This is a genomic window from Clostridium sp. JNZ X4-2, from assembly GCF_054889485.1.
Genome location: NZ_CM142685.1, coordinates 966,351 through 979,201, shown reverse-complemented (window position 1 = coordinate 979,201; position 12,851 = coordinate 966,351). Strand labels below are relative to the sequence as shown.

Genomic DNA, 12,851 nt, shown 5'->3' with positions numbered 1-12,851 from the left:
CTTTTACAAATTCATATATTGAAAAATACACAGATATAATTATTAACCTACCTCTACTAATTTATGAAATACATATATGATAAATTACTTAAAGCCATGAACTATTTAAATTTTTGACATTAAAAAAAGGCTGAGATATAATCTCAACCTTTTATTTATTTAAATATTGTTTTACTATTTGACTTACAAGTTTGCCATCTGCCCTGCCTCTGGTTTCAGGCATTACAATGGCCATAACTTTTTTCATGTCTTTTATACTCTGTGCGCCCACTTCATTAACTGCCTTCCGAACAATTTCGGAAATATCCTCTTTACTTAACTGCTGAGGAAGGTATTTTAACAAGATCTCTATTTCGGATTTTGTTTTATCTACTAAATCCTGCCTATTGCCTTTTTCAAATTCAAGTATAGATTCACGTCTCTGCTTTACTTCTTTGGATATTATATCTATAATCTTCTCATCATCGTCAAGTTTTTTTCCATCAGCTTTTTCCACCAACAAAATAGCAGCTTTGACCATACTTACAGTACCTGCCTTAAGCTTGTCACCTGACTTTAAAGCATGCTTCCAGTCTTCTTGCAACTTTTCTTTAAGAGACATATTACTTGGTACCCTCTTTCAAAAAATTCTATTTAAACTTTCTCTTTCTTGCAGCTTCTGATTTTTTCTTTCTCTTTACACTTGGTTTTTCATAATGTTCTCTTTTTCTGACTTCTGAAAGAACGCCAGCTCTAGCACATTTTCTCTTAAATCTTCTCAATGCACTTTCTATAGTTTCATTTTCTCCAACTTTTATTTCTGACATATTATCTCCCTCCCTCCGCTAGCTCAATCTAATTTTAAAAATTAAATACAGTTAACATGGGTCAAATAGCACATAGCATATTATACAATAAATCTTTGGACACTGTCAACAATTTCATTGGGCCTACATTTGCTATTATCTTACTAAAACCATGGTATATAGACTCTTATCGGAAATTCTAACCTGGTGGCCATTTGAATGTCCTGCCGCCTAATAAATGGAAATGAATATGAGGAACTGTCTGTCCTGCTTCTTCACCGCAGTTGCTTACAATTCTATATCCTCTTTCTGACAATCCCAATTTATCTGCAATTTGTTTTGCAACCAAATATATGTGAGCAATAATGCTGGAATCTTCTTCAGTAAGATCATTTATACTCCTTATGTGCTTCTTGGGTATTATAAGCACATGTACCGGAGCACCTGGTTCTATATCCTTAAAGCTTAACACCACATCATCTTCATATACTTTTTCAGCTGGTATTTCACCTTTTATTATTTTGCAAAAAATACATTCTTCCATAGTCATCACCTCCTTAACAGTAGTTATTCAATAATTAGTATAAAATATCCTTCTCAACTTAATTAAAACTTTTTATTTTTCCATAAATATATTCATCTCGTATGCTTTCCAGTTCAGTACACAAAATTTCACCTTCTAAATCCCCGCAACCGTCTGCCGTGGATACTACTTTTATATAATTTGGAGTATATCCTTCATAACATGTATTGTTTTCACCAAACTTCCCTTCATAAAACACATCCATATTCTTCCCTAAAAACTTATTCATAAACTGCTTCCCCAATTTTTTATCCAGCTCCATAATTTTATTGCTTCTCTCTTCTTTTATATTGCCATCTATTTGTCCTCTCATATTTGCAGCTTTGGTTCCCTTTCTGGGGCTGTATTTGAAAACATGAATTTTAGAAAGCCTTATTTTGTTCAAAAAATCATAGGTTTTACTAAATTCCTCTTCTGTCTCTCCTGGAAATCCCACTATGACGTCCGTAGTTATGGATACATCTTCTATTTCATCTCTAAGCTTTTCAACTATCTCTTCATATTCTGAAGTCGTATAGTCCCTGTTCATTCTTTTTAAAGTTTCATTACATCCGCTTTGAAGAGAAAGATGAAAATGCGGACACAATTTTTTTAATTTTTTTATTCTTTCTATAACATCTTCTGTAAAAAATTTAGGTTCTATGGATCCAATTCTAATTCTCTCAATGCCTTCTACCTTGTCTATCTCCTCAAGCACTCTCACCAGATCCCAATCTTCCTGCATATCCATACCATAAGAGGCAATATGTATACCTGAGAGTGTTATTTCCTTGAAACCATTATGTGCAAGTTTTTTTACTTCCTCCATAATTTTATGTGGTGATTTACTGCATACTGCTCCCCTGGCAAAAGGAATTAAGCAGTAGGAGCAAAACCTATTGCATCCATCCTGTATTTTCAAGAAAGCTCTTGTTCTGTGCTGATATTTATCTATATTTAAATCTTCAAATACTTTATTTTTAAGCACATCATTGACTTCCATTATTTTATGCTGCTCACGGCATGCCTTTTTTACCCAGTATACTATATCACCTTTATTTCTAGTACCTAAAATGACATTTACCCCTTCTATCCTGGATACCTTTTCCGGTGAAATCTGAGAATAGCATCCTACTACAGCTATAAGTGCATTATTGTTTTTTCTCCTGGCCCTATGTATCATCTGTCTGGATTTTTTATCCCCCATATTGGTTACAGTACAGGTATTTATTACATATAAATCCGCATAATCATCAAAATTCACAATGTCATAGCCCTCAGTTATAAATTTTTCCGACATAGCTTCAGTTTCATACTGGTTTACCCTGCATCCAAGTGTAAACATCCCCACTGTTTTTTTATGACCGTAGATGTGAAAAAACTCTTCATTGTCAAGAGATAAATCAACCTTTTCACTGTCAATTGTATTCACCTAATAAATACCTCCTAAATCCCCTAATTCATACATGAGAAGTGTTAAAGAAACAAATCCTGCGGTTTCAGTTCTAAATATTCTGGGGCCCAATGTAACTATATGAGAATTTAGGCCCCTCAGAAGTTCTATTTCTTCTTCTTCAAATCCGCCTTCAGGTCCAATTACTACCGCAACTTTTTTTATAAGGTCCCTATTCTCTATAGAATCAATTACCTTTCTTATCCCCATATTTTTTTCATTTTCATAAGGAACTATAATTAAATCCATAGAATTCAAGCCCTGCAAAAGTTTTTCAAAACCAACAGGAGCATCTACTACGGGTATTTTACTTCTTTTGCATTGCTTACAGGCCTCTCTTGAAATTTTATTCCATCTATCAACTTTTTTAGATTGGATAAAGTCACCTTTTACCACCACCCTCTTGGTAATAACAGGTGTTATTTGCCAGGCCCCTATTTCAGTAGCTTTTTGTACAATTAAATCCATCTTACTTGATTTGGGCAATCCTTGAAACAGATACATCTCAACGGGACTTTCATTGCACACTTTAAGTTCCTCTAAAATCTTTACAGTAACCTTTTCCCTTTCTACTTTATCTATTATCCCCAAAAATTCTCTGCCATTACAGTTATTTATATTTATTTTATCACCGCATTGAAGCCTGAGGACTTTATTTATATGTTTTACATCATCACCCTTAATAAAAACTGTATCAAAGTTCACATCCTGTTCTGGTACAAAAAACTTATTCATTTCATATCATCCTTTTTGCCACTATGCATACCCATTCCCCATCTTCATTAACTTCTTTTATTTCAAATTCACTATTATTTAACTTTTCAATCACATCTTTTTTTCTATCTTTTATTATACCGGAAGATACAAATATTCCCTCAGGAGCTAAGAAATCTTTTACCTCTTCAGTTAAAGATATTATAACATCTGCAATTATATTGGCAACCACTATATCTGCTTTTCCATGAACTGATTCCATAAGGTTTCCCTGAAGTATCTCTACATTTTTCACATTGTTATATTCTCTGTTTTTTAGAGCTGATTCCACAGCTACACTGTTCAAATCCACAGCTGTAACTTTTTTTGCACCAAGCTTTGCTGCAGTTATAGCCAATATTCCAGAACCTGTACCTATGTCAAACACCCTGGAATTCAATCCAACATATTCTTCCAGTGCCTTTATACACATTCTTGTGGTTTCATGTGTGCCTGTTCCAAAAGCCATGCCTGGATCAAGCTGAACTACCACATCATTCTCTTTGGCATCATATTCCTCCCATATGGGCTTTACCACAACTCTATTGCCGGCTCTATATGGCTTGTAATATTGCTTCCAGTTATTTTCCCAATCTTCTTCATTGATTTTAGCTACGGTAATAAGACCTTTTCCCTTATTTATTCCAAAACTATCCAAATTATTTATTCCATCTTTTATGTACTGTAAATATCCGTTGAGATTTTCGTCCTGCTTGTAATATCCTTTTACCACTGCTCCGTCTTTTATTTTAAGTAAACTTTCATCAAAATAATCCCAATCTTCAGGACGTTTCTTTTCAAATTCAATATCTTCCGGATCTTCTATAGATATACCCTGAACTCCAGTATTATACAGTATTCCTGAAACTGCTTCTACCGCCTCACTGCTGGTGACAATGGCAACCTCTATCCATTCCTTGTTCATATGCTTCCTCCCCTATCAAAATTTCAGATGATATATTAAATATTATAATTATACTGACAGCACCTGTATTAAATACTGTCAGTATCGAGATCATTTAAATCCATGTTTAAATTTATCCATAAATGATTTTCTTCCGGTTCCCGCTGCAGGAATCTCTCCACTTGCTTCCATAAGCATGATAATAGCTTCTTTTTGCCTTTCATTCAGATTCTTAGGCACATCCACAATTATCTTTACATATTGATCCCCTCTGCCTCTTCCATTGACCTTAGGCACACCCTTGCCCCTCAGTCTAAATACAGTTCCCGGCTGGGTTCCTGCCGGAATTTCATATTTTACATCTCCATCTATAGTTGGTACCTTTATACTTGTTCCAAGTGTAACTTTTCCAAAGCTGACATGAGTATCTAAATAAATATCAAATCCGCTTCTTTTAAATTTAGAATGAGATGACACCCTTACATTTATATAAAGATCACCTGGACCGCCTCCATTTTTACCCTGCTCGCCTTGTCCTCTTATAGGAATTATGTTACCATTATCCACACCTGCGGGAACTTTTACTTTTATATTCCTGCGTTTTCTCACAGTTCCCCTGCCCTTGCATTCCGGACATGGATCCGATATAATAGTACCCTTCCCACCACATTTGTCACAGGTACTCATAGTGACAAAATTTCCAAGAGGAGTGTTCCTTTGAGTTCTAATCTGTCCTGTTCCACCACATTTGTCACAAGTATGGGGATGTGTTCCCTTTTTGGCACCCGTTCCATTACATGTACTACATTTTTCATTTCTAGTTATGGATATTTCTTTTTCCACACCAAAAACTGCCTGCTCAAAAGTTAAATTTAAAGTATATTCAAGATCAGCTCCCTTTTCAGGGCCATTTCTTCTCTTTCTTCCTGAAGAAAATCCTCCTCCAAAGAAAGAATCAAATATATCTCCAAATCCGCCCATATCAGAAAAATCAAAGCCGCCGAATCCACCTTCAAATCCTGAACCTCCATTAAAATCAGCGGTACCAAACTGATCATATTGGGATTTTTTCTGTGGATCTGATAATATCTGATAAGCTTCATTTATTTCCTTAAATTTCTCTTCAGCTTCTTTATTGCCTTGATTTCTATCAGGGTGATATTTCAGTGCTAATTTTCTAAATGCTCTTTTTATGTCATCGTCGCTGGCACCCTTTTTAAGGCCGAGTATTTCATAATAATCTTTTTTGGCCATTTTTCTATTTTTCACCACCTAAAACAAAAGTATTATTACTTCAAATCTGGTTTTTTACTTAAATTAAGGGAAGAGCAAAAACTCATCCCTTAACTATTACTATTATACACACTTATTATATAATCGTGAAGAGAAAATATTATTTATCATCATCTACTTTATAGTCAGCATCAACTACATTATCATCTTTTTTATTTTCTGCTCCACCTTCAGCTCCAGCACCTGTTCCCGGATTTTGTCCTGCTCCTGGGTTTTGCGCTGCTCCCGGATTCTGACCTGCTTGAGCATTCTGGCTGTATATTTTTGATGTAACTCCATAAAGTGCCTGAGTCAAATCTTCAGTAGCTTTCTTTATTGCTTCCAAGTCATCACCGTCTTTTATCTTCTTAACGGCTTCTGCTTTCTCCTCTACATTTTTCTTGTCCTCGCCTGAAACTTTATCTCCCAGATCCTTTAATGTTTTTTCAGTCTGATATACAATTTGATCCGCATTGTTTTTGATTTCTATGGAATCTTTCCTCTTCTTATCCTGTTCTTCAAATTTTTCAGCTTCTTTTACCGCCTTATCTATTTCATCATCACTTAAATTAGTGGAAGCCGTAATTGTGATATTTGCTTCTTTTCCAGTTGCCTTATCTTTAGCTGATACATTTACTATACCATTGGCATCTATATCAAATGTAACTTCAATTTGAGGAATTCCCCTTGGAGCCGGAGCTATGCCTGAAAGAGTAAATCTTCCAAGGGTCTTATTATCAGCCGCCATCTGTCTTTCACCTTGAACTACGTGAATTTCAACAGAAGTCTGATTATCTGCCGCAGTTGAGAATGTCTGGCTCTTCTTAGCCGGTATTGTAGTATTTCTATTGATAAGCGGAGTTGCCACCCCGCCTAAAGTTTCAATTCCAAGAGTAAGTGGTGTTACATCAAGAAGTAATACATCTTTTACATCTCCAGTCAATACTCCTGCCTGAATAGCTGCTCCTACTGCTACACATTCATCCGGATTAACTCCCTTTGATGGATCCTTGCCGGTAAAGTTTTTAACTGCTTCCTGAACAGCTGGTATTCTTGTAGATCCTCCTACTAATATGATTTTATTTATATCATTTATGGTTACTCCGGCATCATTCAATGCCTTCTTCATAGGTTCTATAGTTCTTTTTACCAGATCTTCAGTTAATTCATTGAATTTTGCCCTGGTCAAATTTATGTCTATATGCTTTGGCCCATTGGCATCTGCTGTAATAAAGGGCAGATTTATATTCGTCTGTGTAGAAGATGATAACTCGATTTTTGCTTTTTCAGCAGCTTCTTTTAATCTCTGAAGTGCCATTTTATCATTTCTCAGATCTATTCCATTTTGAGCTTTAAAAGTATCTGCTATATAATCTATTACCTTTTGGTCAAAATCATCTCCGCCAAGATGTGTATCTCCATTTGTGGCTTTAACCTCAAATACACCATCACCAAGTTCTAGTATGGATACATCAAAAGTACCTCCGCCTAGATCATATACAAATATTTTCTGATTTGTGTTCATTTTATCCATTCCATAAGCAAGAGATGCAGCTGTAGGCTCATTTATTATCCTACGAACATTAAGTCCTGCTATTTTTCCAGCATCTTTAGTTGCCTGCCTTTGACTATCGTTAAAATATGCTGGTACAGTTATAACTGCTTCAGTTACAGGTTCTCCTAAATAAGCTTCCGCATCTGACTTTATTTTTTGAAGTACCATGGATGATATTTCCTGTGGTGTATATTTTTTTCCATCTATATCTACCTTATGGTCTGTTCCCATCTGCCTTTTTATTGACATTATAGTTCTATCTGGATTTGTTATTGACTGCCTTTTAGCTACTTGACCTACCAGTCTTTCACCATTTGCCTGGAAGGACACTACTGATGGAGTGGTTCTCGAACCTTCAGAATTTGCTATAACTACTGGATCTCCACCTTCCATAACTGCAACGCAAGAATTCGTTGTTCCTAAATCAATACCTATTATTTTTGACATGTTAACTTACCTCCTAAATTTAACTCGGTTGAAATTATCTTAGTAACATTTTCTTTATTTAAACTTAATTTGCTACTTTCACCATGCTGTACCTTATTATTTTGTCATCTCTTTTATATCCCTTTTGAAATACTTCTACTATGGAATTTTTATCATAACTGTCATCTTGTATATGCATAACTGCGTTGTGGACATTAGGATCAAACTCCCCTTCAGAAGGAATTTCCTCCACATTCAATTTTTCAAGTGCAGTGTTAAATTGTTTCACTGTCATTTCTACACCTTTTTTTAAATCCTCTGTATTTCCCTCCACTTTTACTGCCCTTTCCAAATTATCCAATACAGGTAAAACTTCCTTCAATATATCTTTACATGCATCAGAATAAATACCTTCCTTCTCTTTCGATGTTCTTTTTCTAAAATTATCATACTCTGCTTTGGTTCTGGAAAGTCTATCCTTAAGGGCTTTAATCTCATTCATAATTTTATTGTTTTCATCCTTTAACTTAAAATTCTCTTTTTTTAATTCTTTCTCCAGATTTATTCTTTTCTCCTTAAGTTCATCTGCTTTTTCATCATTTGCATCATCATTTACTTCCGTTTTACCTTCTGTTTTTTCTTCATAATCTACTTCTGTTTCATCATTTACCTTTTCCTTATCAGATTTTTGTAATTCCTCATCTAAATTAACTTTTTCATCTTCTGCAGAGTTTTTATCTTCTCCACAGCAACTATTTTCCTTTTCAGCACATTCTTTTTTAATATCCTGTGCATCCATATCCTCATCCTTTAACATTTAGGCATTTCCTCCAATCCAACATTTTATTGATATTTAAATAAACTGAACTTTGTTAAACCATTGCTTTATTTTAAAAATTTTTTTATTTTCCATCAGAATAGGCGTGGCTTAAAATATAATTCATTTCCTTTACCACATTTGCCAATACAGATATAACCTTGGAGTAAGGCATTCTTGTAGGTCCTATTACACCAATTTCTCCTATTGGCTTTTCATTTAAACTGTATACTGCAGATATTACACTGCAGTCTTCTGCACCTGCTATATAATTTTCACTTCCTATTTTTACTGAAATACTTGAAGCACTGTTTAACAAACTACTTACCTTATCCTTATTATCCAACATAGATAAAAATTCTCTTGCCTTTTCTATATCCTTGTATTCTGGATAATCAAATATATTTGTAGCTCCCTGCATATATATTTCTGAATTATCTATATCATTGAGCCTGTCATATAAAACATAAACTATTTCATCCACTATATCCTCGTATCCTTTTAGAGCCAACTTAAGATTATTTACAATTTCTAAGTCTATATCATCAGCGCATAAATTTTTTAATCTGGAATTTAATATATTACTCAGTTTAATAAGAGTATTATCGGAAATAGCTTTCTTAATTTTTATAAAGTTATTCTTTACAATCCCGCTGTCGATTATAAGCACTAACAGAATGTTGCTGTTAGATTCTATATTTACCAACTGTATATGCCTTATATGACCTTTTTTTACAGAAGGTGCCCTAACTATAGAGGTAAGTCTTGTAAGCTCTGACAGAAGGCAAATAGCCTGCTTTATTATTTTATCAACTTCAAATAAAGCATTGTTTATAATTTGACTTTTTATTATATGCATTTCTTCTGGAGTCAAATTTGGTATCTGCATCAGTTTATCTACATACAACCTATAACCTTTATTGGAGGGTATCCTCCCTGAAGAACTATGAAGCTGCTCTAAATAACCCATTTCTTCAAGATCCGACATTTCATTTCTTATAGTTGCAGAACTTACCCCCAAGTCATACTTTTTAGCTATGGTTCTGGATCCAACAGGCTCGGCACTATTTATATAATTATTTACTATTGCCTGAAGTATTCTTATTTTTCTTTCATCCATTTCCATAATATCACCTCTTTATTAGCACTCATTACTACTGAGTGCTAATGCTATGATTAAAAAATATCACTCATAATTTTTTTTGTCAACACCATATAAACTATATTATTTAAATAAATAGTATAGTTTACATGATTTATACGGAAATTCATATTATTTTCTCAAGTTTACTCAAAATATCTAATATAATTAATATTAGGTCAAAATAAATTCACACATCACACTGTTAGATACTTCTATTCCCCTCTTATTTAGATACATCCTATCTCCATCCACTACCAATATTCCTTTTTTTATATATTTATTTATTATGCTTCCATACACTGAATAAATATCTCTGTCAAATCTATATTTGAAGTTTCTCATGGAAATTCCATTTATCTTTCTAAGACCCATAAACATAAATTCTTCCATATCATCACAAATAGAATTCTTATGTTTATCCAATTTTACGAATTTCCCCTGGATTCCTTCCAAAATATATTCTTCTATATCCCATGTATTTCTATATCTATACCCATCTACATAAGAATGGGCACTGACTCCGCAGCCTATATAAGGTTCCAGATTCCAGTATACCAGATTGTGCCTGCACTCACTGCTGTTTTTAGAAAAATTGGATATTTCATACTGATTGTATCCATTTTCAGAGAGAAACTCCAGCGCAAAATCATACATCTGTCTTTCTTCTTCCTCTCCCGGAAGTATCAATTCATTGTTTTTGTACATATTGTAAAAAGCAGTACCTTTCTCCACTATAAGGCTGTAGCAGGATATATGCTCCGGGCCCAGTCTCACTACATTTTTCAAGGAATCTTCCCAATCTTTTAAAGTCTGCTCCGGAAGCCCGAACATGAGATCTACATTTATATTTGAAAATCCTAATTTTCTTGCCATTCCATATCCCTCTAAGAAATCACCTATAGTGTGAATTCTGCCTATTCTTTCAAGCATAGAATTCTGCCAGGCCTGAAGCCCTATGCTCAATCTGTTGACTCCCATCTCTTTTAAAAAACTTAATTTTATTTCTGTAAATGTACCTGGATTTCCTTCTACTGTAAATTCCAGATTATCTTCTACATTTAATTTTTCCACAGCCTTATATATATTATTCCATGCTTTTAATGACAAATAGGTAGGAGTGCCCCCACCTATAAATATGGTCTTTACAGTTCTGTCTCCTATAAGACCTATATCTTTAGCCAATGCTTTTGAATAGTTCCACATAAATTCTTCCTTGCCGCTGTAGGACGGGAAATCACAATAAAGACACTTTTTTTTGCAGAAGGGTATATGTATATATATAGATGCTGATTCCTCCATAGTTGTCTTTTCAACACTGTCCATAAAAACACTTCCTAAAAATATATAGGTATCTTCCCTAATTAGTCTTCCGTCTTAAGTATGGTCATAAAAGCTTCCTGGGGAATTTCTACAGAACCTACCTGCCTCATTCTCTTCTTCCCTTCTTTTTGCTTTTCAAGAAGTTTTTTCTTTCTGGATATATCTCCCCCATAACATTTTGCAAGTACATCTTTTCTCATAGCCTTAACAGTTTCCCTGGCTATAATTTTTCCTCCCACGGCAGCCTGTATTGGTATTTCAAAAAGCTGTCTTGGTATTATTTCCTTCAGCCTTTCAGCTATGCCCCTACCTCTTTCATAAGCTCTTTCCTGAGGAACAACCATGGACAGGGCATCTACAGTTTCTCCATTTAAAAGTATATCCAATTTTACCAATTCGGCAGTTTTATAACCTTTTAATTCATAATCCAGAGAAGCATATCCTCTTGTCCTGGATTTAAGTACGTCAAAAAAATCATATATTATCTCATTTAACGGGATATCATAGTTTAAAGACACCCTGGTGGTTTCTATATACTGCATATCCTTAAAATTTCCTCTTCTGCTCTGTGCAAGTTCCATAACGGATCCCACATATTCTGAAGGAGTTATTATAGATGCCTTTACTATGGGTTCTTCCATATATTTTATTTCTGACACATCAGGCATATTAGTGGGATTGGTAAGTTCTATCAAGGTACCGTCCGTCTTATGTATCTTGTATATAACGGAGGGTGCTGTGGTTATTATTTCTAAATTGAACTCCCTTTCCACTCTTTCCTGTATAACATCCATGTGCAGCAGGCCTAAAAATCCACATCTAAATCCAAATCCCAAAGCTATAGATGTTTCCGGTTCAAAACACAATGCTGCATCATTAACCTGAAGTTTTTCCAAAGCTTCCTTCAATTCACCGTATTTTGCCCCATCTACAGGATATATGCCACTGTATACCATAGAAACTACAGGTCTGTATCCCGTTAATGGTTCCGCAGCCTCCCTTTTAGCTTCAGTTACTGTATCTCCTACACGGGCATCCCTTACATTTTTAATGGAGGCGGTAAAATATCCCACATCTCCTGCTTTCAATTCCTCCCTGGGCATAAAACCCGGAACAAATACTCCTGTTTCCACTACTTCATAAATTTTACCCGCAGCCATAAGCTTTATTTCTTCTCCTGGTTTAATGCACCCTTCTTTTACCCTTATATGACAAACTACACCTCTATAGCTGTCATAATTTGAATCGAATATAAGAGCTTTTAAAGGTGCCTTTTCATCTCCTTCTGGAGATGGTATCTTATTTACTATGGCTTCTAAAACCTGATCTATATTCAATCCTGTTTTTGCAGAAACCAATGGTGCATCCTCTGCATCTATTCCTATAACATCCTCTATTTCCTCTTTTACTTCTTCCGCTCTTGAACTGGGTAAATCTATTTTGTTTATTACAGGTACAATTTCCAAATCATGATCCATGGCCAGATAACAGTTTGCCAAAGTCTGGGCTTGTATACCCTGAGTTGCATCCACTACTAAAACAGCCCCTTCACAAGCTGCCAAACTTCTTGAAACCTCATAATTAAAATCTACATGACCTGGTGTGTCTATAAGATTTAAAACATATTCTTCTCCGTCAGTTCTTTTATATATAAGCCTTACTGCCTGAGACTTTATAGTTATTCCCCGTTCTCTTTCCAACTCCATATTGTCCAGTACCTGGGAATTCATTTCCCTTTCAGTAAGGGTTCCTGTTTTTTCAATCAGTCTATCTGCAAGGGTAGATTTACCATGATCTATATGAGCAACTATAGAAAAATTTCTTATATGTTTCTGTCTTTCACTCTGCATATTATTTCCT

Annotated in this window: 12 protein-coding genes; all 12 read right to left on the bottom strand. The window is 34.7% G+C overall.

All coding sequences use genetic code 11. The annotated features are described in order from the left end of the window. Positions 1 to 151: 151 nt before the first annotated feature. Positions 152 to 601 (bottom strand): GatB/YqeY domain-containing protein, encoded by a 450-nt coding sequence (locus ACYUJ6_RS04620; protein WP_461844678.1) that lies wholly within the window; start codon positions 599 to 601, stop codon positions 152 to 154. 28 nt (positions 602 to 629) lie between these two features. Further along, positions 630 to 806, bottom strand: coding sequence for a 30S ribosomal protein S21 (gene rpsU / locus ACYUJ6_RS04615; RefSeq protein WP_007061146.1), 177 nt, complete (start codon positions 804 to 806; stop codon positions 630 to 632). 178 nt (positions 807 to 984) lie between these two features. Further along, positions 985 to 1,329: a histidine triad nucleotide-binding protein gene (locus ACYUJ6_RS04610; RefSeq protein WP_461844677.1), complete on the bottom strand. Its 345-nt coding sequence runs from the start codon at positions 1,327 to 1,329 to the stop codon at positions 985 to 987. A gap of 58 nt (positions 1,330 to 1,387) precedes the next feature. After that, on the bottom strand, positions 1,388 to 2,692 hold the full coding sequence (gene mtaB / locus ACYUJ6_RS04605) for a tRNA (N(6)-L-threonylcarbamoyladenosine(37)-C(2))-methylthiotransferase MtaB (RefSeq protein WP_461845439.1): 1,305 nt from the start codon (positions 2,690 to 2,692) through the stop codon (positions 1,388 to 1,390). A gap of 87 nt (positions 2,693 to 2,779) precedes the next feature. Then, positions 2,780 to 3,535, bottom strand: a complete 756-nt coding sequence (locus ACYUJ6_RS04600; protein WP_461844676.1) for a 16S rRNA (uracil(1498)-N(3))-methyltransferase — start codon at positions 3,533 to 3,535, stop codon at positions 2,780 to 2,782. 1 nt (position 3,536) lies between these two features. Then, the gene (prmA, locus tag ACYUJ6_RS04595) at positions 3,537 to 4,478 is read right to left on the bottom strand and encodes a 50S ribosomal protein L11 methyltransferase (RefSeq protein ID WP_461844675.1); all 942 of its coding nucleotides are present in this window, start codon (positions 4,476 to 4,478) and stop codon (positions 3,537 to 3,539) included. A 90-nt stretch (positions 4,479 to 4,568) separates the two neighbouring features. After that, positions 4,569 to 5,711, bottom strand: coding sequence for a molecular chaperone DnaJ (gene dnaJ / locus ACYUJ6_RS04590; protein WP_461844674.1), 1,143 nt, complete (start codon positions 5,709 to 5,711; stop codon positions 4,569 to 4,571). Between the two features lie 139 nt (positions 5,712 to 5,850). Continuing rightward, on the bottom strand, positions 5,851 to 7,731 hold the full coding sequence (gene dnaK / locus ACYUJ6_RS04585; RefSeq protein ID WP_461844673.1) for a molecular chaperone DnaK: 1,881 nt from the start codon (positions 7,729 to 7,731) through the stop codon (positions 5,851 to 5,853). A gap of 64 nt (positions 7,732 to 7,795) precedes the next feature. Beyond that, positions 7,796 to 8,527: a nucleotide exchange factor GrpE gene (gene grpE, locus ACYUJ6_RS04580; RefSeq protein ID WP_461844672.1), complete on the bottom strand. Its 732-nt coding sequence runs from the start codon at positions 8,525 to 8,527 to the stop codon at positions 7,796 to 7,798. Positions 8,528 to 8,612: 85 nt separating this feature from the next. Next, a complete protein-coding gene (gene hrcA / locus ACYUJ6_RS04575; protein WP_461844671.1) occupies positions 8,613 to 9,653 on the bottom strand; it encodes a heat-inducible transcriptional repressor HrcA in 1,041 nt (346 codons plus the stop codon). 189 nt (positions 9,654 to 9,842) lie between these two features. Continuing rightward, positions 9,843 to 10,970 (bottom strand): radical SAM family heme chaperone HemW, encoded by a 1,128-nt coding sequence (gene hemW / locus ACYUJ6_RS04570; RefSeq protein WP_461845438.1) that lies wholly within the window; start codon positions 10,968 to 10,970, stop codon positions 9,843 to 9,845. A 62-nt stretch (positions 10,971 to 11,032) separates the two neighbouring features. After that, positions 11,033 to 12,841: a translation elongation factor 4 gene (gene lepA / locus ACYUJ6_RS04565; protein ID WP_461844670.1), complete on the bottom strand. Its 1,809-nt coding sequence runs from the start codon at positions 12,839 to 12,841 to the stop codon at positions 11,033 to 11,035. Between the last annotated feature and the right edge of the window lie 10 nt (positions 12,842 to 12,851).

Excerpts from the sequence above, each read along its gene's own strand:
- ACYUJ6_RS04620 (WP_461844678.1), bottom strand. The coding sequence starts at position 601 with ATGTCTCTTAAAGAAAAGTTGCAAGAAGACTGGAAGCATGCTTTAAAG.
- rpsU (WP_007061146.1), bottom strand. The coding sequence starts at position 806 with ATGTCAGAAATAAAAGTTGGAGAAAATGAAACTATAGAAAGTGCATTG.
- ACYUJ6_RS04610 (WP_461844677.1), bottom strand. The coding sequence starts at position 1,329 with ATGGAAGAATGTATTTTTTGCAAAATAATAAAAGGTGAAATACCAGCT.
- mtaB (WP_461845439.1), bottom strand. The coding sequence starts at position 2,692 with ATGTTTACACTTGGATGCAGGGTAAACCAGTATGAAACTGAAGCTATG.
- ACYUJ6_RS04600 (WP_461844676.1), bottom strand. The coding sequence starts at position 3,535 with ATGAATAAGTTTTTTGTACCAGAACAGGATGTGAACTTTGATACAGTT.
- prmA (WP_461844675.1), bottom strand. The coding sequence starts at position 4,478 with ATGAACAAGGAATGGATAGAGGTTGCCATTGTCACCAGCAGTGAGGCG.
- dnaJ (WP_461844674.1), bottom strand. The coding sequence starts at position 5,711 with ATGGCCAAAAAAGATTATTATGAAATACTCGGCCTTAAAAAGGGTGCC.
- dnaK (WP_461844673.1), bottom strand. The coding sequence starts at position 7,731 with ATGTCAAAAATAATAGGTATTGATTTAGGAACAACGAATTCTTGCGTT.
- grpE (WP_461844672.1), bottom strand. The coding sequence starts at position 8,527 with ATGTTAAAGGATGAGGATATGGATGCACAGGATATTAAAAAAGAATGT.
- hrcA (WP_461844671.1), bottom strand. The coding sequence starts at position 9,653 with ATGGAAATGGATGAAAGAAAAATAAGAATACTTCAGGCAATAGTAAAT.
- hemW (WP_461845438.1), bottom strand. The coding sequence starts at position 10,970 with ATGGAGGAATCAGCATCTATATATATACATATACCCTTCTGCAAAAAA.
- lepA (WP_461844670.1), bottom strand. The coding sequence starts at position 12,841 with ATGCAGAGTGAAAGACAGAAACATATAAGAAATTTTTCTATAGTTGCT.